The sequence below is a fragment of the Mycolicibacterium agri genome (assembly GCF_002553505.1).
GTDB classification, from domain to species: domain Bacteria; phylum Actinomycetota; class Actinomycetes; order Mycobacteriales; family Mycobacteriaceae; genus Mycobacterium; species Mycobacterium agri.
On sequence record NZ_PDCP01000022.1, the window covers coordinates 47730 to 71543 of the forward strand.

Consider the following 23814-nt stretch of genomic DNA (forward strand, 5'->3'; position numbering starts at 1 on the left):
GGTGACGATTGTGAAACCGGTGACGAGGCGCTGAGTGTTACACCTGGGGTTTCACCGCGGCCCGCATGGCGTCGGCCAGGGCGTGCGCGCGGGGGTCGTCGAACACGTTCTCGAGCAGCATCCGCCGCCCGTCGGGACCGGCCAGCGGGATGCGCCAGTTCGGGTACTCGTCGCTGGTCCCGGGCTGGTTCTGGGTGCGCAGATCGCCCACCGCGTCGACGAGCGCGAGGCAGAGCAGCCGCGACGGGGTGCGGCCGAGGTACCGGTACAGCGCGAGCACGATCTCGTCGACGGTGGGGTGCTCGCCGAGCAGGCCGACGCGGCGCAGCTCGTCGAGCCAGGCGGCCTGTTGGGCGCGGTCGTCGGCGAGTTCGTCCGCGACGGGCCGGGTCAGCAGGCCGAGTTGTTCGCGCAGCCGCACATGTTCGCCGGCCAGATAGCCGGCCGTCGGCGGCAGGTCGTGGGTGGTGACCGAGGACAGGCAGAACTCGCGCCACCGCTCGGCCTGCAGTGGCCCGCCGCTGGCGTCGGGGCCGTCGCGGTCGGCCTCGAACCACAGGATGGAGGTACCGAACAGGCCGCGCTCGGCGAGGTAGTCGCGCACCCACGGCTCCACGGTGCCGAGGTCCTCGCCCACCAGCACCGCCTCGGCGCGGTGCGCCTCCAGCGCCAGGATGCCGATCATCGCCTCGTGGTCGTATCGCACATACGTGCCCTCTGTCGGCGGTGCACCCTTCGGTATCCACCACAGTCGGAACAGCCCGATGATGTGGTCGATGCGCACGCCGCCCGCGTGCCGCAGTACGGCGTTGACCATCGCGCGGAACGGTTCGTAGCCGCGTTCGACGAGCTGGTCGGGCCGCCAGGGAGGTTGCGACCAGTCCTGGCCGAGCTGGTTGAACTCGTCGGGCGGAGCGCCCGCGGTGACGCCGAGCGCGAGCACATCCTGCATCGCCCACGCGTCGGCGCCGTTCGGGTCCACACCGACGGCGAGGTCGTGCATGATGCCGAGTTCCATGCCCGACCGCACGGCGGTCGACTGCGCCGAGGCCAGCTGGTCGTCGAGTTGCCACTGCAGCCAGCGGTGGAAGTCGACCTCGCGGGCGTGTTGGGCGGCGAACTCGGCGACCGCGGAACTGGCCGGGTGTGCGAACTGTTCGGGCCATTGATGCCAGTCGGGGCCGTGGATTTCGGCCAGTGCGCACCAGACCGCGAAATCGTCGAGGCTGCGCCCCTCGCGCTGCCGGTAGGCCTCATACGCCAACTCGCGGCCGGCTGAACGCTCGACGCGGTAGATGCTTTTCAGCGCTGCGCGCTTTGCCCTCCACGCGGCGTCCCGGTCGATGAGAGCGTTGCGCCTGCTGTGTTCGCGAAGTGCGGCCCGCGCCTTGCGGATTCGGCGGCGATGGCGAACGTCGGCGAATTCGAAGATGGCCTCCGGCCGCAGGTACAGCGGGTTGACGTAGCGGCGCGAGGTCGGCAGGTACGGCGACGGCTCCATCGGCGCGGTAGGCGCGGCCGCATGCAACGGGTTGACCAGGATGTAGCCGGCGTCGTATTTCGCCGCCGACCACACCGCCAGATCGGTCAGGTCGGTCAAATCGCCTGCGCCCCATGATCTTTTGGACTGTACGCTGTAGAGCTGGGTGGCCAACCCCCACGTCCGCTTGCCGTCGAGTCGCGGCGGCACCCCCAGCCTGGGCGGGACGACGATCAACGGCGTGTCCGCCTCCAGCGATCCGGTCCGGATGTGCAGCCGGTGATAGCCCAGCGGCAGGTCGTCGGGCAACTCGAAGCTGGCCTCTCCCACCAGTCGACCGTCCAAATCATATGGGGGAGTGTGGTTTTCCAGCTGACGCAGCCCGGAGCGAGCGCCGCCGTCCTCCAACCGGATCCACACCTCGACGCCGTCGCCGTGGGTGACGTGCACGGCGAACGACGATGTCGAGCCCGCCCTTGTCACGATGGTCGGCGGCAGCGCGCGACTCCAGTACTGGCGGTCATGGGCGGCCAGCGCCGCCGCGCGTTCCGCTTCCGTCGTCGCCGCCACCCCGAGCGCCGCCAGCACGGCAACCAACGTGGTCTCCGGCACGCCCACCTGCCGGCCCGACCAGTCCTCGTATTCGGTGGCGACTCCGTAGCGGCGGGCCAGTTCGGCTAACGACGGCGGGGTGTCGACCATGCGGTTAATCTTGCCCACTGCGGCGCCGCTCTAATCGACATCGCGGCTCACCAGGTCCTGCCACGTGTCGCGGCGCACCACCAACCGCGCGGCGCCGTCGCGCGCGAGCACCACCGGAACCCGCCGCGCGCCGTTGTACTGGTTGGCCATCGTGTAGCAATACGCGCCGGTGACGGGCACCGCCAACAGATCGCCGACCGCGGGATCGCGCAGGGCGACGCCGTCGACGAGTTGGTCGCCGGACTCGCAGTGCCGTCCGACTACGGTCACGGTCTCCCCGCCGCCGACACGCGCGACGAGCGTGGCCTCGAACCGCTGCCCGGTCAGCGACACCTCGAGGTTGTCGCCCATGCCGCCGTCGACCGCGACATGGGTGAGGACGCCACGCTTGACCGTCGTGACGCGATACAGCGTGCATGCGTTCCTGGCCACCAGGCTGCGGCCCGGTTCGACGATGAGGCGGCTGTCGGCGGGCAGCAGGGCGCGCGCCTGCGCGATCATCGCGTCGGCGTAGTCGTCGACCCTCGGCGGGTGCTCGTCGTAGGTGTAGCGAGCGCCGAGACCGCCGCCGAGGTCGTAGGTCTCGAAGGTGCCGAGCGCGGCGATCGGCGCGACGGCGGCGGCCAGCTGGTCGACGTCGAGCAGCTGAGACCCGACGTGGGTGTGTACGCCCTCCAGGTGCAGCAGCGGGCTGTGCTCGACGCGGGCGATCGCCTCGCGGGCGGCGTCGGGCAGCAGTCCGAACTTCGACCGCGCGTGCCCGGTGGCCTGCGACGCGTGGGTGGCCGCCTCCACGCCGGGGATGACGCGTACCAGGCAGCGCTGCCGCGACCCACGGGGGAGCAGGCGTTCGAGCCGGTCGATGTCGTCGAAGTTGTCGATGACGACCAGCCCGAGGCCGTGTTCGATGGCCAGTTCCAGTTCCTCGTCGGTCTTGGCGTTGCCGTGCAGCAGCAGCCGGTCCGGGTCGGCGCCCGCCTTGATCGCGGTGACGATCTCACCGCCGCCCGCCACGTCGAGGTGTAGGCCCTCTTCGACCATTACGCGCTGAATCGCGGTGCACGGGAACGATTTCGAGGCGAACGCGACGTCGCTGCGGAGCCACCGGGAGCGGAACGCGTTGAGGTACTCGCGGGCCCGGCGGCGCAGCGCGTACTCGTCGACGACGATTGCCGGGGTGCCGAACTCGTCGGCGACGTCGTCGAGCCGGCAGCCGCCAACCACGAGCGTGCCGTCGTCGTCGGTGTGCGTGCCGGGCGGAAACAGGCTCAGCAGGTCGTCGACCCCCGGCTCGGTGCGCATGGCCTCAGCGTGGCATGCCGGGGCGCCTGCGGTCACCCGCTCGTCGGTAGCGTCGACGTTATGGCGCTTGAACGACTCGACCCCGTCGGCGCCACGGTGGAAAACCGGCGGGCCAGGGTGGCGGTCGCCGCGCTGTTTCTGACCAACGGCGCGCTGTTCGCCAACCTGCTGCCGCGGTACCCCGAAATCAAGACCGATCTGGCGTTGTCGAATGCGGCCTACGGCATCGCGATCGCGGCGTTCTCCGCAGGCGCGCTGGTCGCCGGGGTGGCCGCGGCCACGCTCATCCGCCGCTTCCAGTCGGCGCGGGTCGCCGTCATCGGCAGCATCGGCCTGGCGATCTTCGTGTTTGCCGCCGCGATCGCGCCGTCGGCGGTGGCGGTGGGCGCCGCGCTGTTCGTCGCGGGCGCATGCGACTCGATCACCGACGTCGCGCAGAACGCCCACGGGCTGCGCGTGCAACGTAACTACGGGCGCTCGATCATCAACTCCTTCCACGCGGTGTGGTCGGCCGGTGCCGTGCTCGGCGGCGCGATGGGCGCGGCGGCGATCGCGCTGAACATCCCGCGCGGAACCCATCTCGGCGTTTCGGCGGTGCTGTTCAGCGTGGTCGTGCTGGTCGCCTACCCGTTCCTGTTGCCGGGACGCGACCAGGAGGACCATCCGGCCGCACATGCCGAGCGCACAGGGCGGGCGAGTTTCGGCGTCTATGCGACACTGCTCGCGCTGGTGCTGCTGGCGATCTCCGGCGCGCTGGTTGAAGACGCCGGAAGTTCTTGGGCCACAGTGTATTTGCGCGATGGCCTCGGCGCCCCCGGAGCGATCGCCGTGTCCGGCTACGTCGCGATGGTCGGCTTCCAGTTCGTCGGCCGACTGGTGGGCGACCGGCTCGTCGACCGGTTCGGCGAGCGCACGGTGGTCAGGGCGGGCGGCTTCATCACCGCCGTCGGCATGGGCGCGGCGTTGGCGCTGCCATCGGTTCCCGGCACCATCGCGGGTTTCGCGGCCGCCGGTTTCGGTGTCGCGACGCTGATTCCCGCGACGATGCACGGCGCCGATCAGCTGCCGGGGCTGCGCACCGGGACGGGGCTGACCGCCGTCACATGGCTGATGCGGGTCGGCTTCGTGTCGTCGCCGCCGATCGTCGGGCTGATCGCCGACGCGACCAGCCTGCGGGTCGGGCTGTTGGTCGTGCCGCTCGCAGGGGCGATGGTGATGGTGCTTGCGGTCGCGCTCAGCCCGCGGCGCCGGTCATCTCGATCGTGAGCACGCCAGCCACGATCAAAGCGATACCCAAGCCCATCAGCCAGGTCAGGGGCTCGCGGAAGAGGAACCGCGCGGCGATCGCGACCATGGCCACCCCGCACGCGGTCCACACGCCGTAGGCGACGCCGACGTGCATGCCCAGCCGTAGCGTCAGCCACAGGAGGTAGAACGACGCCAGGTAGCCGATGGTGACGGGGATGATCCAGATCCGTTTGCGAAACCCCTCTGAGGCGCGCAGCGAGAGCGTCGCGGCCACCTCGAACAGAATGGCGGCGACCAGCGCGGTCCACATCACGGCGTGACCTTCTCGCCGTGCCGGGAACCCAACTCGACCAGCAGAACGCCCGCGATGATGAGCCCGATGCCCAGCGCGATCGGCCACGTGAAGGGCTCGCCGAAGATCGCAGCGGCCATCACGGCCGTGCCCGCCGTGCCGAGCGCGCCCCAGATGCCGTATGCCACACCGATGGACAGGCCGGCGCGCAGCACCAACGTCAGCAACACGAAGGCGCCGATGTAACCGATCGCGACCACGACGAGCCAGGCCGAATGATCCTGGGAGGCCCGCAACGACAACGTCCCCGCGACCTCGACGATGATGGCCGCACCGAGCAGCACCCATTTCCGCACAGCAACAAACTATCCGAGCGCACGCCGATGGCTTCGACACCGTCTCGGGCGTGGCGAACCTCACGGCCGGCGCCGCTACTCACGGGTAATCTGGTAGCTGATGAAACGCGAGAACACGCTGGTAGAGACCGTCTACGGCGCTGTGCGTGGCGCCGATGACGGCCGCGTGATCGCGTGGAAGGGGGTGCGGTTCGCCGCGCCTCCGGTCGGCGATCTGAGGTGGCGGGCACCGGAGCCGCCGCAACGCTGGAGTTCCGTCGCCGACGCCACCCGCTACGGGTTTGCCTGTCCGCAGCCGGTGGACCCGCGCGTTCCGATGGATCTCGGTGCGCCGCGCGGCGAGGACTGCCTGACCCTCAACGTGTGGGCGCCGTCGGGCACGGCCGCGGGCGACGGCAAACCGGTGCTGGTGTGGGTGCACGGCGGGGCCTACGTCATCGGCGCCGGGAGCCAGCCGCTGTTCGACGGGCGGGTGTTGGCCGGCGAAGGCGACGTGGTCGTCGTCACCGTGAACTACCGGCTCGGGGCGCTGGGCTTCATGGACATGTCCGAATTCGACGGCCCCGGACACCGATTCGACTCCAACATCGGGCTGCGCGACGTGCTGGCCGCGCTGCAGTGGGTGCGCGACAACATCGCCGCGTTCGGTGGCGATCCCGACCGGGTCACCGTGTTCGGCGAATCGGCGGGCGCGGCCATCATCACCACGCTGCTGACCAGCCCCGCCGCCGAAGGCCTCTTCGCCGCGGCGATCGCGCAGAGCGCACCGGCGACGTCGATCTACGCAAGGGGACGGTCCAGCGGCGTCGCCCGCCAGGTGCTGAACCGGCTGGGGCTCAGGGGTTCCGACGTCGACCGGCTGCGTGACGTTCCGGTCGACGCGATCGTCGCCGCGGCCACCCAGGTGTTCTACGAGACGCCGATGAACAAGCCCGGCACGCTGGCGTTCGCACCGACCGTCGACGGCGATCTGGTGCCGGATTACCCGGTGAAGCTCGCGCGGGAGGGCCGCTCGCACCGCGTTCCGCTGCTCATCGGCACGAACAAGCATGAGGCGGCGCTGTTCAAGTGGATGAAATCGCCGCTGGTTCCCATCACACCGGAGGCGATCAACGCGATGTTCAACGAGATCGCCTCGGAGCAGCCGCATTTACAGCTGCCGACCGACGACCAGCTCGGCTCGGCTTACGCGGGTCTGCGCGGCAAGGCCCGCGGCATGAGCGTCGCCCGCGACCTCGGCTTCCGGATGCCCTCGGTGTGGCTTGCCGAGGGCCATAGCGAAGTGGCGCCGGTATATCTCTACCGCTTCGACTTCGCGACCCCGATGCTGCGGCTGCTGCGCATCGCCGCCGCGCACGCCACGGAACTGCCGTTCGTGTGGGGCAACCTCGGCACCACCGCGAAGGACCCGACGTTCAAGCTGGGCGGGCGCCGGACCGGACGCGCGGTGTCCGAGCGCATGCGGGCCCGCTGGGTGAACTTCGCACGCCGCGGCGAGCCCCTGGGGCTGCCGGGCGAGCCGCACTGGCCGTCGTACAAGGATCCCGACCGCATGTGTCTGCTCATCGACGAGCGCGACTCCGTCGTCAGCGATATCGACGCCCACATCCGGCCCGTCTGGGGCAACGAGGTGCTCAATTTCCGCTAGCCGCCGCCGCGGCTAGACTTTCGCCGTGGACTGGGCCAAGGCGTGGGAGTACGTGCTACCGCCGCTGATGCACGACCCCGTGACGTTCGCGGTCCCGTTTTTTCTGATCCTCCTCGTCATCGAGTGGGCCGCCGCCCGCAAGCTGGCCCACATCGAAGACGACCGTCCGCCGTCGGGCGCCTACTCGCGGCCCGACGCGTGGGCCAGCATCTGGATGGGCGTGGTGTCGGTCGGCACCAGCGCGGTGATGAACGCCATCGCCTTGCTGGGCTACGCGGCGCTGTATGTGTACGTCGCGCCGTGGCAGCTGCCCGCCACCGCCTGGTACACGTGGGTGATCGCCATCGTCGGCGTCGACTTCCTCTACTACGTCTATCACCGGATGGCCCACCGGGTGCGGTTGGTCTGGGCCACTCACCAGGCGCACCACTCCAGCCAGTACTTCAACCTCGCGACCGCGCTGCGGCAGAAGTGGAACATCAGCGGCGACGTGTTCCTGCGCGCGCTGCTGCCGTTGCTGGGCGTACCGCCGTGGATGGTGTTCGCCAGCTTCTCCATCAACCTGATCTACCAGTACTGGATCCACACCGAGCGCATCGGAAAGCTGTGGCGGCTAATCGAATTCGTGTTCAACACCCCGTCGCATCACCGCGTGCACCACGGCATGGACGACATTTACCTCGACAAGAACTATGGCGGCATCCTGATCATCTTCGACAGGTTGTTCGGCAGCTTCCAGGCCGAGGAGTTCCGGCCGCACTACGGGCTGACCAAGCAGGTGGACACCTACAACATCTGGAAGCTGCAGACCCACGAATACGTCGCGATCGCGCGTGACGTGCGGGCGGCGCGGCGCTGGCGGGACCGGCTGGGCTACATCTTCGGGCCGCCCGGCTGGGCGCCGCGGGCCACTGCGCAGCCTGACATCGCCGGGCCCATACCGGTGTCGCGGTAGCGCGCGCTCGGTCATATTGAACGTATGGACGTCACGGAAGTAAGGCTGCCCGGCGTCGGCCTGCGTTACGAGTTCGATCTTGACCAGGGCCAACGGATCGGTGTTGTCGCCCGCCGTGGCGGTGATTTCGAGATCGTGCTCTACGGCGAGGAGGATCCCGACGAGGCGCAGCCGCTTTTCCGCCTCACCCCCGAGGAAGCCGAGGTGCTGGCTCAAATCCTTGGGGCGCCGCGGATCGCCGAGCGGTTCGCCGACCTCACCCGCGAAGTACCCGGCTTGAATGCAGATCAGGTGGTGGTCGCGCCGGACAGCCCATACGTCGATCGACCGCTCGGAGACACCAAGGCACGGACCCGAACCGGCGCGTCGATCGTGGCGATCGTTCGGGACGATGAGGTACTTGCCTCGCCGACACCCGATGCGGTGCTGCGCGCCCGCGACGTTCTGGTGGTGATCGGCACGGAAGACGGTATTGCGGGGGTCCGCGATCTGATCGCCGGACGCTGACGCGTGGAGATCTCGGCGGCGCTGCTGCTCGAACTCGGCGGCCTCTTCATCGGCCTCTCGGTGCTGGGAGCCGCGGCCCGAAGATACGCGCTGTCACCGATTCCGCTGTACCTGCTCGCCGGTCTCGCACTCGGCGACGGCGGCATCGCGCCAATGCCCTCCGCGAACGAGTTCCTGCGCGCGGGGGCAAGTATCGGGGTCGTGCTGCTGCTGCTCACCCTCGGTCTGGAGTTCTCCATCACCGAGTTCGCCGGCAGCCTGCGCAGACACCTGCCGTCGGCGTGGGTGGATGTTGCGCTCAACGCCGTACCGGGCGCCGTTGTCGGCTGGCTGCTGGGTTTGAACGGTGTGGGGATCCTGGCCCTCGCCGGCGTGACCTACATATCCTCGTCCGGCGTCGTCGCCCGTCTGCTCAGCGATCTCGGTCGGCTGGGTAACCGGGAAAGCCCCGCCGTCTTGTCTGTTCTTGTACTCGAGGACTTCTCGATGGCGGTGTACCTGCCGCTGCTGGCCGTTCTGGCCGACGGAGGAACGGTCCTGGACGCCGTGCTCGGCGTCGCACTCGCCATCGCGGTGCTGACGGCCGTATTCGTGATGTCATACCGATGGGGCCATCATCTCGGCCGGCTGGTTACTCATCCCGACGACGAGCAGTTGATGTTGCGGATCCTCGGGCTGACCTTGACGGTCGCGGCACTGGCCGAGTTCGTCCATGCGTCGGCGGCGGTCGGCGCGTTTCTGGTGGGACTGACGCTGACCGGTGACACGGCCGACCGCGCACGCCAAGTGCTCACCCCGTTGCGTGACCTGTTCGCCGCGGTCTTCTTCGTAGCGATCGGACTTTCGATCGTTCCGCACGAACTGGTGCCGATGCTTCCTGCCGCTGTGGCGCTTGCCGTCATCACGGCAGCCACCAAAGTGTGGACAGGACAGTTCGCCGCCCGCCGCGACAACGTGGGCCGCCGCGGTCAGTGGCGTGCCGGCGCCGCGCTCGTTGCACGCGGTGAATTTTCGCTCGTCATCATCGGTTTGGTCGGCATGTCCAGCCCAGAACTCGGCGAGGTGGCCACTCCGTATGTATTCATCCTCGCGATCGTCGGTCCTGTGTTGGCGCGGTTCGCCGGTCGGGGACGCTCGGCTCGCCGCAGCAGCGACAGATCGGCGCTCGGGGTTCGGCGTCGACACTGGGCCGCAGAGCCGCCTGGTTGAGCCTGTCCTGTTCATGGTGCGCCGTCGAATGATTCGCACACCGGCAGCGCGTTTTTCGCCGCGCGAACAGCCGACACCGTAGGGTCACGGTGTGCAAACGGTGTTCGATTCTCCCGTCGACCCACAGCTGGTCGAACGCTCGCTTGCGGGCAGCGCCTTCGGCTCGATGTGGCTGGACATACCGCGGCCGTCCTATGAGCAGCTGTCGGGTTCGCTGACCGCCGACCTGGTGGTGGTCGGCGCCGGTTACACAGGGCTGTGGACGGCATTGCATGCCGCAGAGCGCAATCCGGGACAGAAGATCGTCGTCGTCGACGCCGCGCGTGTCGGGTGGGCGGCGTCGGGGCGCAACGGCGGATTCGTCGACGCCAGCCTGACCCACGGTCGGGCCAACGGGAAAGCCCGCTGGCCCAACGAGATCGACAAGCTCGAGGCGATGGGCCGGGAGAACCTGGACGGCATGCAGGCCGACATCCAGCGGCTGGGCCTCGACGTCGACTGGCAACGCACCGGCATGCTGACCGTCGCCACCGAGCCGCATCAGGTGGCGTGGCTGCGGGAGGCGGCCGACGACGGGGAGGGTCGGTTCCTCAGCGAGCAGGAGGTGCGCGCCGAGGTGGCCTCGCCGACCTATCGCGCAGGCCTGTTCAACCCCGACTCGACGGCGATCGTCCATCCCGCCAAGCTCGCAATCGAACTGGCGCGCGCCTGTGTCGCGGCGGGGGTGCAGATCTTCGAGCACACCAATGTCACGGCGATGGAGTCGGCCGGCTCGGGTCTGCGCTTCACGGCGGGAAACGGGTCGATCACCGCCGAGCGTGCGGTGCTGGCCACGAACGTCTTTCGCAGCCTGATCCCCGGCAATCGGCTGCGCACCGTGCCGGTGTATGACTACGTGCTGTCCACCGAACCGCTCAGCGACGCGCAACTCGATCGTATCGGCTGGGCGAACCGGCAGGGAATCGGCGACTGCGCCAACCAGTTTCACTACTACCGGCTCTCGAAAGACAACCGCATCGTGTGGGGCGGCTACGACGCCATCTACCACTTCGGCCGCAGAGTGGAACCGGTCTACGAGAACCGGCCGGCCAGCTATCGACGCCTCGCGCAACATTTCTTCATCACCTTCCCGCAACTCGACGATGTGCGGTTCAGCCACCGCTGGGCCGGCGCGATCGACACCAGCACGCGGTTCTGCGCGCACTGGGGGCTGGCCCGCGGCGGACGCGTGGCCTATGTCAACGGGTTCACCGGACTCGGTGTCGGGGCGGCCCGATTCGCCGCCGATGTGTGCCTCGACCTGCTCGACGGCAAGCCGACCGACCGCACCGAGCTGGAGATGGTGCGCAAGCGACCACTGCCGTTCCCGCCCGAGCCGTTGGCGAGCATCGGCATCCAGGCGACGAGGTGGTCGCTGGACCGGGCCGACCACAACGCCGGCCGGCGCAACCTGCTGCTGCGCGCACTCGACGCGCTCGGGCTCGGCTTCGACTCCTGAGGACTCCGGTCTCGGGTGGGCCTCGTGGGTCAATTGCCGGGCCGCCCCGGCCAATTCGTGCGGTCCGGCTTGCTGTGCGCGCCGGCGACGGTAGGGTGGAAGGTCCTGACCCTTAAGAATCGGAGAAGACGGTGCGCCGACAACGGTTGCGCTTGCTGGCCGTGGCGGCCGCATTGATCTTTGCCATGGCGTTCGCCGGTGCCCCGGCACACGCCACTCCCGGCGTACTGGTCTATCCGGGCATGGAAATTCACCAGGGCACCACCGTCTGCACCCTCGGTTTCGTCGATCCGGGTGCGCGCATCGCGTTCACCGCAGGCCACTGCCGCGGCGACGGGCCCGTCGTCGACAACGTCGGCAATCCCATCGGTGCCCTGGCGTCGTTCCGCGACAACACCCCCGACGGCGCGACCGTCGCGACCGACCACCTGATCTCCGACTGGGAGACGATCAGCCTGGCCCCCGACGTCATGGTCAACGACATCCTGCCGGGTGGCCGCGTGCTGGTCTCCGACCCGGCCGTGGTGCCGACACCGGGGCTGCCGATCTGCCATTTCGGCGTGGTCACGGGCGAGAGCTGCGGCACGATCGAGTCCGTCAACAACGGGTGGTTCACGATGGCCAACGGCGTGGTCAGCCAGAAGGGCGACTCCGGAGGCCCCGTCTACGTCATCACGCCCGACGGGCGCGCCGCGATCGTCGGCATGTTCAACAGCACCTGGGGCAATTACCCGGCGGCGGTGTCCTGGCAGTCCGCCAGCCAGCAGGCCCGCGAGGACGTCGTGCAGGCCGCCTCCGGTCAAATCTTCACGTCCTGACCGCCCTATGCGCCCGCGAGCGTATGGGCTAGGGACCTCGACGGGCCGATTTGTCGCCACAGGCCATACAGTCGTGCGCCGACGCCCGATTCATTAAGCCTTGACTTATATAAGTGCGGACTTTAACGTTGAGGTGTGCACGCGTTCGATGTGCTGGGGGACCCGGTCCGCAGGCGCATCCTCGAACTGCTCGCCGACGGCGAGCTGACGGCGGGGGCGATCAGCGCGAGCATCCAGGCTGAATTCGCCATCAGTCAGCCTGCGGTGTCCCAGCATCTGAAAGTGCTGCGGGAGAACGGCTTTACCACGGTCCGGCCGGACGGCCAGCGTCGGCTCTACGCGGTGAACGGCGATTCGCTGCGCGATGTCGATGAGTGGCTCGCCGGGTTCCGCCGCCTGTGGGCTCCTCGCCTGGATGCGCTGGCCACCGAGATCGCCCGCGGCAAACGCCAACAGCGAAAGGACACACCGTGATCGACGTCGACCATCAGATCAACGCCGTGCGGCGCAGCGTCGGCAACCGCACGCTCGAGGCGGGTGAGGCCCGCGTGATGACGATCAGCCAGTCCTACGACACCGACGCGGCCGACCTCTGGGATGCCTGCACCAACGCCGAACGAATCCCGCGGTGGTTTCTGCCGATATCGGGTGAGCTGCGGCAGGGCGGTCAGTACCAACTGGAGGGCCACGCCCACGGCACCATATTGCGCTGCGACCCGCCGCGGGAGTTCACCGCGACCTGGGAGTGCAACGACGACGTCAGCTGGATCGAAGTGCGGATCACCAGCGAGGGGCCGCAGCGGGCACGGTTCGAGCTGCAACACATCACGCACGTGGACGACCATTGGGAGCAGTTCGGCCCTGGTGCGGTCGGCATGGGCTACGACGGGGCGCTGATCGGACTGGCACTTCACCTGTCGACCGGCGCGGCCGTCGATCCCGCCGCCGGCCAGCAGTGGATGGCCACCGAGGACGGACGACGCTTCCAGAAGCTGTCCAGCGAGGCCTGGTACGAGGCCAACCTGGCCGCAGGCGCCAACCCGCAGTGGGCGCGAGCATCGGCGGACCGGTGCCTAGCCGCCTACCTGGGCGAAAACTAGAACACGTTCTAGCCAGCGGGGCGTGCCGGAGATATTCTCGATGCGATGCACGCCCAGACACCTGTCCAGATCGCGTGGGTGACGAAGGACCTCGACGCCACCGAGGCCGCGCTGACCACGCTTTTGGGCGCCAAGAAGTGGATCCGCGTGCCCGACGTGCACTTCGGCCCCGACACCTGCACCTACCGCGGTCGGCCCGCCGACTTCGTCGCCAACATCTCGTTCAGCTACGCGGGCGACACCCAGCTGGAGCTGATCGCCCCCGTAACGGGGGAGAGCGTCTACACCGAGTTCCTCGACGCAGCTGGTCCGGGTCTGCACCACATCTGCGTGGAGGTCGACGACGTCGAGCGGGCCATCGGCGCGGCATCGCAGGACGCTCACGTCGTGCAACGCGGCGTGATGCACGGCGGCATGGAGTTCGCCTACCTGGCCGCCGAGGACGCCGGCGTGCCCTACATCGAGATCGCACACATCCCGCCCGAGATCCGGGCGTTCTTCGACTACGTCAAGCAGGAGCAGCATTGAGCACCCATATCCCCGAAACCGTCGCCGCCGCCGACGTTTCGAGTTGGTCCGACGAGTTCGACGTCGTTGTCGTCGGCTTCGGCATCGCGGGCGGATGCGCTGCGGTCAGCGCCGCGGCCGAGGGCGCGCGGGTGTTGGTGCTGGAGAAGGCGGCCGCCGCAGGCGGCACCAGCGCGATGGCGGGCGGGCACTTCTATCTCGGCGGCGGGACGGCGGTACAGAAGGCCACCGGGCACGACGACAGCCCCGAGGAGATGTACAAATACCTCGTCGCGGTATCGCCCGACCCGGATCACGAGAAGATCCGCGCCTACTGCGAGGGCAGCGTCGAGCACTTCAACTGGTTGGAAGGCTTGGGTTTTCAGTTCGAGCGCACCTTCTACCCGGGCAAGATCGTCGTCCCGCCGGGCGCCGAGGGCCTGTCGTACACGGGCAACGAAAAGGTGTGGCCTTTCACCGAAATCGCCAGACCCGCGCCGCGCGGTCACTCGGTGCCGGTGCCCGGTGAATTGGGCGGCGCCGCAATGGTTATCGACCTGTTGGTCAAGCGCGCCGAGGAGCTCGGCGTCGAGGTGCGCTACGAGACGGGCGTGACCAACCTCGTCGTCGACGACGGCGCCGTGGTGGGTGTGCGCTGGAAGCAATTCGCCGAAACCGGCGCGATCAAGGCCAAGGCCGTCATCATCGCCGCAGGCGGTTTCGCGATGAACCCGGAGATGGTGGCGAAATACACACCCGCGCTGGGCCAGAAGCGGCGCACCAAGCACCACGGCGAGGTCGAGCCCTACATCCTGGGCAATCCCAACGACGACGGCCTCGGCATCCGGATGGGCATCTCGGCGGGCGCCGTCGCCAAGAACCTCGACCAGTTGTTCATCACCGCCGCCGCGTATCCGCCCGAGATCCTGCTCACCGGGATCATCGTCAACAAGGACGGCAAACGGTTCGTCGCCGAGGACTCCTACCACTCACGCACATCGGCGTTCGTGCTCGAGCAGCCCGACCAGATCGCCTACCTGATCGTCGACGAAAAGCACATGCAGATGCCGGAGATGCCGCTGATCCGGTTCATCGACGGCTGGGAGACCGTCGATGAGGTGGAAGCCGCGCTCGGCATCCCGGAGGGGAACCTGGTGGCCACCCTCGAGCGGTACAACAAGTACGCGGCCGCGGGGGAGGACCCCGACTTCCACAAGCAGCCCGAATACGTTGCGCCGCAAAATCATGGGCCGTGGGCGGCGTTCGACATGTCGCTGGGCCGGGCGATGTATTCGGGGTTCACCATGGGCGGGCTCGCGGTCACCGTCGACGGACAGGCGCTGCGCGCCGACGGCAGCGTCATTCCCGGCCTGTACGCCGCCGGCGCGTGCGCCTCCAACATCGCCCAGGACGGCAAGGGCTACGCCAGCGGCACGCAGTTGGGGGAGGGCTCGTTCTTCGGCCGCCGTGCGGGCGCGCACGCCGCCAGGTCCTAGACCGCCGCCAGCCGCCACCCGCCGTCGCCCAGCAGTTCCAGCCGGCGACCATGGTGCTGCGCGAGCGTCCCGCGGTGGCCGACGCTGACCACAATGCAGTTCGGAAGTCGTTCGCGCAGAACGCGATACAGTGCGTGCTCCTGACCTTCGTCAAGCGCCGAGGTCGCCTCGTCGAGAAAGACCACCTTCGGCTTGGCCAGCAGGATGCGGGCGAACGCGATGCGCTGCTGCTCGCCGGGTGAGAGGATCTTCGCCCAGTCGGTGACGTCGTCGAGTCGACGGGTCAGGTGCCCGAGCGCGACTGTGTCGAGCGCCGAGGCGATTTCGACGTCGGAATACGTGGCTTCGGGCGCTGGATACGACACCACGGTGCGCAGCGTTCCCAACGGCACGTACGGCATCTGGGCGAGGAACATGACGTCGTCCTGGGGCCGGTGCAGCGTGCCCGACGTGAACGGCCACAGCTGGGCCAGGCTGCGCAGCAGGGTGGTTTTGCCGCTGCCCGACGTGCCGGTGATCACCAGCGACTCGCCCGGCTCCAGATGCACGTCCAGCGGGTCGATCAGCCGCGCCCCCGACGGTGTCCGCACCTCCACGTCCGTCAGCTTCAGCGACCCGTCGGCGCTGGGCAGCGCGGTCAACGTCGGCAGCTGCCTTGCGGTTTCGTTCGAATTGACGAGCCCGTGCAGGCGGATGATGGCCGCGCGATAGCCGGCGAACGCGTCGTAAACGGCGCGGAAGAACGACAGCGAGGCCTGCAGCTGGGTGAACGCGCCTGAGCTCTGGGTGACGTCGCCGAACTGGATCTGGCCCGCGAACAGCCGTGGCGCCTGAATGATCGTCGGCAGCGGGTCGACGATTTCGTTCATCGACCGATTCCAGCCGAGGAAAGCGATGCCGCGCCGGACGAAGGCGCGGTAGTTGGCGATGATCGAGGCGAACCTGGTCATCAGCTCGCCGCGTTCGACGCCCTGTCCGCGATAGAAGCCGACGGCCTCGCCGGCGTCCCGCAGCCGCACCAGCGCGTAGCGAAACGCCGCGTTGGTGAGCTCGTTTCGAAACGACAACCGGATCAGCGGGCGGCCGATCCAGAACGCGATGACGGTGGTGGCGGCCACGTAGGCCAGCGCGATCCAGAACAGCGCCTTGGGCAGTGTCATGCCGAAGAGCGTCAGCGGACCCGACAGCCCCCACAGGATCGGGGTGAACTCGACCGCCGATACGATCGCGAAAACCGTGCCGAACAACAGGGTTTGGGCGGTCCCGACCGTGGGCGTGTTGGTCTCCGGCCCGGTGCCGGTGGTGAAGATGTCGATGTCCTGCTGAATGCGTTGGTCGGCGTTGTCGATCGGGCGGTCGATGAACCGGCCCCGGTAGTAGGCGTCGCCGTCGAGCCAGTCGCCGGTGAGCCGGTGCGTCAGCCACACCCGCCACCGGATGATGAACCGCTGCATCAGGTAGGTGTCGAGCAGCGTTCGGCCGACCTTGGCGATGATGAGGCCGGCGAGAATCACCAGGGAGACCCAGAAGCCGTGTATCGCAGCGTCTTTGGCGGCACCCTCACCCTCGAACGCGGCCTGCATCGCCGAGAACTGGTCATTGGACTGATAGGTGAACAGCACGACCAGCCGGACGTCGACCATGACCAGCGCCAACAGCACACCCAGCAGCGCCCACACCGGAATGCTCTGCCGCCCTTTGAAATAGTCGCCGGAGACGCGCCAGAACTGACGGCCCCACGTCGTGTACCGGGCAAGCAGAGCGGCGGTGCCGACGATGCCGACCGCGGAGATCGCCCAGGCTTTCAGCACCCACAGCGCCGACGCCGCCAACTCGTTGCCCCAGTCAAGGGACGGGGTGAACGTGTCCATGCCGGGAAGCTACCCCGGCATCGTCACACGGGCGCGGGTTCCTTCTCTTCGCCCTCGACCCGGCCGAACCGCCATTCGCCGTCGCCGAGCAGGGTGAGTTCGTGGGTGTGGTGCTGCTCGACCGTCTTTCGGTGGCTGACGCTGACCAGGATGGTGTCCGGCAGCTCGGTGCGCACCAGGTTGTAGAGCAGGTATTCGAGACCTTCGTCCAGCGCCGAGGTCGACTCGTCGAGGAACGCCGCCTTCGGTTTGGTCAACAGGATGCGGGCGAACGCGATGCGCTGCTGCTCGCCGGGCGAGAGCACCTTGGCCCAGTCCTGCACCTCGTCGAGCCTGCCTTTCAGGTGCGACAACGCGACCTTCTCCAGGGTGTAGTTCAGCGTCCGGTCGTCGATGCTGCCCGACTCGCTCGGGTAGCTCACCACGGTGCGCAGATCGCCGAGCGGGACGTAGGGCAGCTGGGACAGGAACATCGTCTCGTTCGGCCCGCACGGGCGGGTCAACGTGCCGGACGTGAACGGCCACAACTCGGCCAGGCTGCGCAGCAGCGTGGTCTTGCCGACGCCGGACGGGCCCGTGACCACCAGCGTGTCGCCGACCTCGAGGCGCACGTCGAGCGGATTGATCAGCCGCTTGCCGTCGGGGGTGCGGACCTCGACGTTGGTGAACTGCACCGTGCCGTCAACGCAGGGCGTGGTCGTGATCTCGGGTAGCGCCCTGCCCTCCTCGTTGGCGACCACCAGCCCGTGCAGGCGGATGATCGCGGCCCGGTAGCCCGCGAACATGTCGTAGGCGTTGCGGAACCATGACAGCCCGTTCTGGATCTCGCCGAAGGCCGACGCCGACTGGTTCATCGCGCCGAGCATGATCTCACCGTTGAAGAACCGCGGGAACTGCAGCAGGTAGGGCAGCGGCACGATCACCTGGCTCATCGACCAGTTCCAGCCGTTGAAGCCCAGCGAGCGGGCCACGTAGCGCTTGTAGTTGCTCACCACAGGGGCGAACAGCTTGCGCAGGCCGCTGCGTTCGGCGGCCTCACCGCGGTAGAACGCGACGGCCTCCGAGGCGTCGCGCAGCCGCACCAACGCGTAGCGGAACGCGGCGTTGAACTTCTCGTTGCGGAACGACAGCCAGATGATCGGCCTGCCGATCCAAAACGCCACGGCCGACACCACGAGCACGAAGACGATGCCGATCCAGAACATCGCCCGCGGCAGCTCGTAGTTGATGATCGGCAGCATCATCGGACCCGACAGGTTCCACAGGATGGCGGTGAAGGAGATCATCGACGCGATGGCGTCGATGGCGCCGAACAGCAGCGTGTTCTGCGAGTAGTAGTAGGGCACGTTCGGCAGCGGCCCGTTGCCCGCGGTGAAGATGTCGATGTCGTTCTGGATGCGCTGGTCGGGGTTGTCGATCTTGTCGTCGATGAAGCGCGCCCGGTAGTAGGCCTTGCCGTCGAGCCAGTCGCCGGTCATCCGGTCGGTCAGCCACGCGCGCCAGGCCAGGCAGAAGCGCTGCACCAGGAACATGTCGAGCAGCAGCCGCGCGATGTAGATCGCGGCAAGGATGCAGAAGATGCCGATCGACATCCAGAACCCCTGCGCGCCGGAGTTCTTCACCTCCTCATTGCCGCCGCCGACGCCGGACGCGACCACCTGGAAGCTGGTCAGCATGTCGTTGCTCTGGAAGCTGAGAAGAACTTGTAGTCGCACGCCGAGCAGGACGAGCAGCAGGATCGCGCCGAGCCAGAGCCACACCCGGACGCTTTCGGCGCCGGTGAAGTAGTCGCCGGTGATGCGCCAGAACTGTCTGCCCCAGGTCGTGTATTTGGCGATGAGGACGCAGATCACAAACGTGGCGATCGCCGCGATGGTCCAGGCCTGGACGAGCCATCTCAGCGATGCCCAGAACTCATCTCCCCAGTCGAGCGTCGGGGTGAACATTTCCATTCCGGCAACGTACCTCGCCAAGCTGAAACCGGCGTCGTAGACGCCTCATCTGCGAGTTCTCACCGGGTCGAGACGCCACTTTCCGCCGCCGACAAGCTCCAGCTGACGTTCGTGGAACCGCTCGACCGTCGCCCGATGACTCACGCTGACCAAAATCGCCTCCGGCAGCTCGGCGCGGATCAGTTCGTAGAGCGTCAGCTCGAGGCCTTCGTCCAGGGCCGAGGTCGACTCGTCGAGGAACACCGCCGCCGGCCTGGTCAGCAGGATGCGGGCGAAGGCGATGCGCTGCTGCTCACCGACCGACAGCACCTTGCCCCAGTCGCCGACGTCGTTGAGCCGGATGGCCAGCTGCGGCAGGGCGACCTTGATCAAGGCGCGCTGGATCTCGCGGTCGTCAACGGCGCCAACCTCGTTGGGGTAAGACGCGACGGCGCGCAGGTCGCCGAGCGGAAGGTAGGGCAGCTGCGGCACGAACATCGCCGCCTGCGAGCCCGACGGCAGCGCCACCCGTCCGGACGCGAACGGCCACAGCCCGGCGATGCTCTGCAGCAGCACGGTCTTGCCGATGCCGCTGGGTCCGCTCACCAGCAGCGTGTCGCCGGGCCGCAACGCGAAACGCAGTGCGCGGATGAGATTTACCCCGTCTGGGGTGTGGACGTCAAGGTCGTCCACGGTCAGCGCGCCGTCTGAGGTTAGGGCCGTTGTCACCTGGCTGAAGCGGCGGGCGCGGGAGTTTTCGTCGACCAGCCCGTCGAGGCGGATCACCGCGGCGCGGTAGCTTGCGAACTCGTCGTAGGCCTCACGGAAGAACGACAGCGCGCCGTGGATGACCGTGAACGCGGTGGCCGACTGGATCACATCGCCGAACGAGATCTGCCCGGCGAACAGCCGCGGCGCCTGCACGACGTAGGGCAGCGGGTTGATGGCCTGGCTGACGGTCAGGTTCCAGCCGGTGAACCGCAGGAAGCGGGTGAGCCAGTTGGCGTAGTTGGCCATCACATCGGCCAACCGGCCCTGGAGAAGCCGCCGTTCGACGTCTTCGCCGCGGTACAGCCCGATGGCGGCGCTGGCGTCCCTGACCCGCATCAAGGCGTAGCGAAAGCCCGCGTTGCGCAGCTCGTTGAGATAGCTCAACCGAATCAGCGGCCTGCCGATGATGAACGCGACGACGGTGGCCGCCGACACGTAGCCGATCACGATCCAGAACAGCGCGCGCGGAATCGTCAACCCGGCCAACGTCAGCGGGCCGGACAGCCGCCACAGGATCGAGCCGAACGACGCCACCGACAGCACCGCGGCGACGGCGCCGAACAGCAGCGTGCTGCCGGAGCCGTACAGCGGGTTGTTGGTGTGACCGCCGACGCCGGTGGTGAAGATGTCGATGTCCTGCTGGATGCGCTGGTCGGGATTGTCGGTGGGGTGCCGCAGAAACTGCCGCCGGTAGTAGGCGCGCTCATCGAGCCAGTCATCGATCAGCCTGCCGCTCAACCAGATTCGCCACCGCATGATGAACCGCTGCATCACATAGATGTCGGTCAGCGTGACGACGACATGCACCACGGCCAGGATCACGAAGATGCCGATGGTGACCCAGAAGCCGTGAATGCCCGAGTCGGTGAGCGCGCGTTCACCCGCCGCGAGGCCTTGCAGGGCCACCTGCAGCGCGGTGAAGACGTCGTTGGCGTAGTAGCTCAGCAGCACCGTGATGCGCACCGAGATGATCGTCAACACCAGCAGCACGGACAGCAGCACCCAGACCACCAAGCTCTGCCTGCCGGTGAAGTACGGCCCGGTGATGCGCCAGAATTGGCGGCCCCACTCGGTGATCCGCCCGATCAGCACGAGAACGATCAGGACGCAGGGGGCGGTGATCGCGAACGCGAGCAGCACCCAGATGCTGGAGTTGACGAACTCGTGGCTCCAGTCGATCGACGAGCGGAATGCGCCGGTGTTCACCCCGCGACACCTCCTCCCCGCCGGAGCCAGCCTGCGGCGAAGCTACCGCAGGACGGCGGCTCGCGTGGCCGACACGCGTGGGTCGAACGGCGAGCAAAAGGCGCTGTGGGGCAGTGATTAGGCTGCCGCCATGAGCATCGACGCTGCCGCGGGCAGCAAAATCGGCGCAGGGCATCTGATCGCCCGCCGGCTGCGGGCCTGTGGCATCGACACCATGTTCACCCTGTCGGGCGGGCATCTGTTCTCGATCTACGACGGCTGCCGCACCGAAGGCATCCGGCTGATCGACACCCGACACGAGCAGACCGCCGCGTTCGCCGCCGAGGGTTGGTCGAAGGTGACGCGGGTGCCCGGCGTCGCCGCGCTGACCGCCGGACCGGGTGTGACGAACGGGATGAGCGCGATGGCCGCGGCGCAGCAGAACCATTCGCCGCTGCTGATCCTTGGCGGCCGGGCACCCGCGGCGCGGTGGGGGCAGGGCTCGCTGCAGGAGATCGACCACGTGCCGTTCGTGGCTCCGCTGGCCCGGTTCGCCTCGACCGCGCAGTCCGCCGACGCGGTCGGCGGGTTGATAGACGACGCGCTGCTTGCGGCCGCGGGCGTGGGCGGTGCGCCGACGGGGGTCGCGTTCGTCGACTTCCCGATGGATCACGTCTTCAGCGAGGCACACGACAGTTCTGCGCCCGGTGCGCTGGCGGAGGTTCCGCCGCCAGCCCCCGCCGACGGCGCCGCACTCGACGTCGCGGCCGGTCTGCTCGCGGGCGCGCAGCGGCCGGTGATCATGGCGGGCACCAATGTGTGGTGGGGTCGCGCCGAGGAGGCACTGCTGTCGCTGGCGCAGACTCTGCGCATCCCTGTGCTGATGAACGGCATGGCGCGCGGCACTGTGCCCGCAGACCACGAGCTGGCGTTCTCGCGGGCGCGGTCAAAGGCGTTGAAAGAGGCCGACGTTGCGCTGGTGATCGGCGTGCCGATGGACTTCCGGCTGGGGTTCGGCGGCGTCTTCGGCGAGCAGACCCAGCTCGTCGTCGCCGACCGCGTCGCCCCGCAGCGACCGCATCCGCGGCCGGTGGCCGCCGAGTTGTACGGCGATCTGACCGCCACGCTGACGGCGCTGGCCGGTCAGCGGCCGACCGAGCACGAGGGCTGGATCGCCGACCTGCGGGCCGTGGAGGCGGCGGGCCGTGCCGCCGAGGAAGCCGAGCTGACCGACGACCGCAGCCCGCTGCACCCGATGCGGGTGTACGCCGAACTCAAGCCGCTGCTGGACCGCGACGCGATCGTGGTGATCGACGCCGGCGACTTCGGCTCCTACGCCGGCCGGGTCATCGACAGCTACGTGCCCGGCGCGTGGCTGGACAGCGGGCCGTTCGGCTGCCTCGGCTCGGGCCCCGGCTACGCGCTGGCTGCCAAGCTGGCCCGACCCGACCGGCAGGTCGTGCTGCTGCAGGGCGACGGCGCCTTCGGCTTCAGCGGGATGGAGTGGGATACGTTGGTGCGCCACGACGTTGCGGTGGTCTCGGTCGTCGGCAACAACGGTGTCTGGGCGTTGGAGAAGCATCCGATGGAGCTGCTGTACGGCTATTCGGTGGTAGCCGATCTGCGGCCGGAGACCCGCTACGACAAGGTCGTCGCCGCGCTCGGCGGGCACGGCGAGCTGGTGTCGACGCCTGCGGAGCTACGGCCCGCGCTGCAGCGGGCGTTCGAGTCGGGGCTGCCCGCGGTGGTGAACACGTTGACCGACCCGGCCGTCGCCTACCCGCGCCGCTCCAACCTCGCCTAGTTGTTGTTTCCAGCCCTTCCCGGCCCTTTCCTTTCCGGCGAGATTGTCCCCGGCCCTTTCCGGTTGCTTCCGGACATCTCCGGCGAGCGGGCGTGTCTGCGGCCGACACGCCGTACAAATTCACGAGTTTGCGCACGCTCGTCGCTGAAATTCGGTGGACCGCCGCGCGGTGGGTGACCATGCTGGCGGAAGTGGATGTGCGAATACACCCGTCGGCAGCCGGCTTCCGCGACCTTGCCGCGCCGCTGTATCAGCGCGATCGCGTCGGCAACACAATCGAATTGACGTTGTTGCGGTCGGACACCAATTTCGGCGACGACGCGCTGCTGCTGTCGGTCTGGGACGGCGACGAAGTCGTCGGCGTGGCATTACAGACACCGCCATATCCGTTGGCGTGCAACGGGCTACCGCTGAGCACTCACCGCGCAGTCGCGGAAGCACTGGCAGTCACGCGGCCTGAGCTCAACGGCGTGCGCGGCAACCGTGACCTGGCGCTGGCCTTCGCCGGCGCGTGGCACGCGGCCACCGGCCGGCCTGCGGCGGTGGAGATGGAGGAGCGGCTCTACCGCCTGGGCACGCTGCGGGCGCCCAGCGTGTCCGGTGAGCACCGCGAAGCCACCGCCGACGACACCGCTGGTGACACGGCGCTGCTGGTCGATTGGATCGAGCGCTTCTTCGTCGAGACGTCCAGCCGCCTGCGCGACCGCGCCGCTGCCCAGCGCTACGTCGACAACGCCAGAGCCGTCGGCGACCGCTTCCTGCTATGGGAGGACGGCGGTGCGCCCGTGAGCGTGGCGATGCTGCGGGCGCCCGCGGCGGGGGTGTCGCGCGTCGGCCCCGTCTTCACGCCGCGCCATGCGCGCGGGCACGGCTACGGTTCGGCCGTGACGGCCGCCGCAGCCGACACCGCCCTGCGAGAGGGCGTCGACGACGTCGTGCTCTTCGCCGACCTGGCCAATCCGACATCGAACGCCATCTATCAGCGCATTGGGTTCGAGCCAGTCGGCGACTCGGTGCGGATGGGCTTCACGACGGGGTGACCGAGCGGCCGTCACAACGGGCTGAGCGTGCGCAAACTCCGCAATTTGACCGGCGTGTCGGCCGCAGACACGCACTGTCGCCGTAAGGGGGGCA

At 68.3% G+C, this 23814-nt stretch carries 20 protein-coding genes; 13 read left to right on the plus strand and 7 right to left on the minus strand.

Annotated elements, in window-relative coordinates:
- Positions 1-37 precede the first annotated feature (37 nt).
- Positions 38-2182, minus strand: coding sequence for a 4-alpha-glucanotransferase (gene malQ, locus CQY20_RS14185; RefSeq protein ID WP_097940727.1), 2145 nt, complete (start codon positions 2180-2182; stop codon positions 38-40).
- 30 nt (positions 2183-2212) lie between these two features.
- Positions 2213-3484, minus strand: coding sequence for a diaminopimelate decarboxylase (gene lysA / locus CQY20_RS14190; protein WP_097940759.1), 1272 nt, complete (start codon positions 3482-3484; stop codon positions 2213-2215).
- A gap of 60 nt (positions 3485-3544) precedes the next feature.
- On the opposite strand from lysA, the gene CQY20_RS14195 reads away from it, so the two are divergent.
- Complete coding sequence (locus CQY20_RS14195; RefSeq protein WP_097940728.1) at positions 3545-4750, plus strand: MFS transporter; 1206 nt, start codon at positions 3545-3547, stop codon at positions 4748-4750.
- On the opposite strand, the gene CQY20_RS14200 is transcribed toward CQY20_RS14195, so the two are convergent.
- Together CQY20_RS14200 and CQY20_RS14205 are read right to left on the minus strand one after the other, a co-directional pair.
- Entirely contained in the window at positions 4719-5042 is a 324-nt protein-coding gene (locus tag CQY20_RS14200; protein ID WP_097940760.1) for a DMT family transporter, read from the minus strand. The genes CQY20_RS14195 and CQY20_RS14200 overlap by 32 nt on opposite strands.
- Positions 5042-5380 carry a DMT family transporter gene (locus CQY20_RS14205; RefSeq protein ID WP_097940729.1) on the minus strand — a complete coding sequence of 113 codons (339 nt, stop codon included), beginning with the start codon at positions 5378-5380 and terminating at the stop codon, positions 5042-5044. The genes CQY20_RS14200 and CQY20_RS14205 overlap by 1 nt, the downstream gene beginning before the upstream one ends.
- Before the next feature lie 100 nt (positions 5381-5480).
- Between CQY20_RS14205 and CQY20_RS14210 the strand changes: the two genes are divergently transcribed.
- From CQY20_RS14210 to CQY20_RS14255, 10 genes are all read left to right on the plus strand, one after another.
- On the plus strand, positions 5481-7028 hold the full coding sequence (locus CQY20_RS14210; protein WP_097940730.1) for a carboxylesterase/lipase family protein: 1548 nt from the start codon (positions 5481-5483) through the stop codon (positions 7026-7028).
- Positions 7029-7095: 67 nt separating this feature from the next.
- Positions 7096-7983 (plus strand): sterol desaturase family protein, encoded by an 888-nt coding sequence (locus tag CQY20_RS14215; RefSeq protein ID WP_097940761.1) that lies wholly within the window; start codon positions 7096-7098, stop codon positions 7981-7983.
- Positions 7984-8007: 24 nt separating this feature from the next.
- A complete protein-coding gene (locus CQY20_RS14220; RefSeq protein ID WP_097940731.1) occupies positions 8008-8490 on the plus strand; it encodes a cation:proton antiporter regulatory subunit in 483 nt (160 codons plus the stop codon).
- Positions 8491-8493: 3 nt separating this feature from the next.
- Positions 8494-9699 (plus strand): cation:proton antiporter, encoded by a 1206-nt coding sequence (locus CQY20_RS14225; RefSeq protein ID WP_097940732.1) that lies wholly within the window; start codon positions 8494-8496, stop codon positions 9697-9699.
- A 91-nt stretch (positions 9700-9790) separates the two neighbouring features.
- Positions 9791-11197, plus strand: a complete 1407-nt coding sequence (locus CQY20_RS14230; RefSeq protein ID WP_097940733.1) for an NAD(P)/FAD-dependent oxidoreductase — start codon at positions 9791-9793, stop codon at positions 11195-11197.
- 185 nt (positions 11198-11382) lie between these two features.
- Positions 11383-12015 carry an Rv1815 family serine proteinase gene (locus tag CQY20_RS14235; protein WP_234816243.1) on the plus strand — a complete coding sequence of 211 codons (633 nt, stop codon included), beginning with the start codon at positions 11383-11385 and terminating at the stop codon, positions 12013-12015.
- 135 nt (positions 12016-12150) lie between these two features.
- Positions 12151-12489, plus strand: coding sequence for an ArsR/SmtB family transcription factor (locus CQY20_RS14240; RefSeq protein ID WP_097940735.1), 339 nt, complete (start codon positions 12151-12153; stop codon positions 12487-12489).
- Positions 12486-13115, plus strand: a complete 630-nt coding sequence (locus CQY20_RS14245) for an SRPBCC domain-containing protein (RefSeq protein WP_097940736.1) — start codon at positions 12486-12488, stop codon at positions 13113-13115. The genes CQY20_RS14240 and CQY20_RS14245 overlap by 4 nt, the downstream gene beginning before the upstream one ends.
- A gap of 45 nt (positions 13116-13160) precedes the next feature.
- Positions 13161-13643 carry a VOC family protein gene (locus CQY20_RS14250; protein ID WP_097940737.1) on the plus strand — a complete coding sequence of 161 codons (483 nt, stop codon included), beginning with the start codon at positions 13161-13163 and terminating at the stop codon, positions 13641-13643.
- Entirely contained in the window at positions 13640-15118 is a 1479-nt protein-coding gene (locus CQY20_RS14255; RefSeq protein ID WP_097940738.1) for an FAD-binding protein, read from the plus strand. Before CQY20_RS14250 ends, CQY20_RS14255 begins: the two co-directional genes overlap by 4 nt.
- Here CQY20_RS14255 and CQY20_RS14260 read toward each other — a convergent pair.
- From CQY20_RS14260 to CQY20_RS14270, 3 genes are read right to left on the minus strand one after another with little or no spacing between them, the layout of a single operon-like run.
- Complete coding sequence (locus CQY20_RS14260) at positions 15115-16989, minus strand: ABC transporter ATP-binding protein/permease (RefSeq protein ID WP_097940739.1); 1875 nt, start codon at positions 16987-16989, stop codon at positions 15115-15117. The genes CQY20_RS14255 and CQY20_RS14260 overlap by 4 nt on opposite strands.
- 23 nt (positions 16990-17012) lie before the next feature.
- Positions 17013-18941 (minus strand): ABC transporter ATP-binding protein/permease, encoded by a 1929-nt coding sequence (locus tag CQY20_RS14265; RefSeq protein ID WP_163700241.1) that lies wholly within the window; start codon positions 18939-18941, stop codon positions 17013-17015.
- Positions 18942-18986: 45 nt separating this feature from the next.
- The gene (locus tag CQY20_RS14270; RefSeq protein ID WP_097940740.1) at positions 18987-20897 is read right to left on the minus strand and encodes an ABC transporter ATP-binding protein/permease; all 1911 of its coding nucleotides are present in this window, start codon (positions 20895-20897) and stop codon (positions 18987-18989) included.
- 130 nt (positions 20898-21027) lie between these two features.
- Between CQY20_RS14270 and CQY20_RS14275 the strand changes: the two genes are divergently transcribed.
- Positions 21028-22680, plus strand: a complete 1653-nt coding sequence (locus tag CQY20_RS14275) for an acetolactate synthase (RefSeq protein WP_097940741.1) — start codon at positions 21028-21030, stop codon at positions 22678-22680.
- A gap of 92 nt (positions 22681-22772) precedes the next feature.
- A complete protein-coding gene (locus CQY20_RS14280; RefSeq protein WP_234816241.1) occupies positions 22773-23720 on the plus strand; it encodes a GNAT family N-acetyltransferase in 948 nt (315 codons plus the stop codon).
- Positions 23721-23814 lie beyond the last annotated feature (94 nt).

Bases quoted from the DNA above. Each gene is read 5' to 3' on its own strand.
- malQ (WP_097940727.1), bottom strand. From the start codon at position 2,182: ATGGTCGACACCCCGCCGTCGTTAGCCGAACTGGCCCGCCGCTACGGA.
- lysA (WP_097940759.1), bottom strand. From the start codon at position 3,484: ATGCGCACCGAGCCGGGGGTCGACGACCTGCTGAGCCTGTTTCCGCCC.
- CQY20_RS14195 (WP_097940728.1), top strand. From the start codon at position 3,545: ATGGCGCTTGAACGACTCGACCCCGTCGGCGCCACGGTGGAAAACCGG.
- CQY20_RS14200 (WP_097940760.1), bottom strand. From the start codon at position 5,042: ATGTGGACCGCGCTGGTCGCCGCCATTCTGTTCGAGGTGGCCGCGACG.
- CQY20_RS14210 (WP_097940730.1), top strand. From the start codon at position 5,481: ATGAAACGCGAGAACACGCTGGTAGAGACCGTCTACGGCGCTGTGCGT.
- CQY20_RS14215 (WP_097940761.1), top strand. From the start codon at position 7,096: ATGCACGACCCCGTGACGTTCGCGGTCCCGTTTTTTCTGATCCTCCTC.
- CQY20_RS14220 (WP_097940731.1), top strand. From the start codon at position 8,008: ATGGACGTCACGGAAGTAAGGCTGCCCGGCGTCGGCCTGCGTTACGAG.
- CQY20_RS14235 (WP_234816243.1), top strand. From the start codon at position 11,383: ATGGCGTTCGCCGGTGCCCCGGCACACGCCACTCCCGGCGTACTGGTC.
- CQY20_RS14250 (WP_097940737.1), top strand. From the start codon at position 13,161: ATGCACGCCCAGACACCTGTCCAGATCGCGTGGGTGACGAAGGACCTC.
- CQY20_RS14260 (WP_097940739.1), bottom strand. From the start codon at position 16,989: ATGGACACGTTCACCCCGTCCCTTGACTGGGGCAACGAGTTGGCGGCG.
- CQY20_RS14265 (WP_163700241.1), bottom strand. From the start codon at position 18,941: ATGGAAATGTTCACCCCGACGCTCGACTGGGGAGATGAGTTCTGGGCA.
- CQY20_RS14275 (WP_097940741.1), top strand. From the start codon at position 21,028: ATGAGCATCGACGCTGCCGCGGGCAGCAAAATCGGCGCAGGGCATCTG.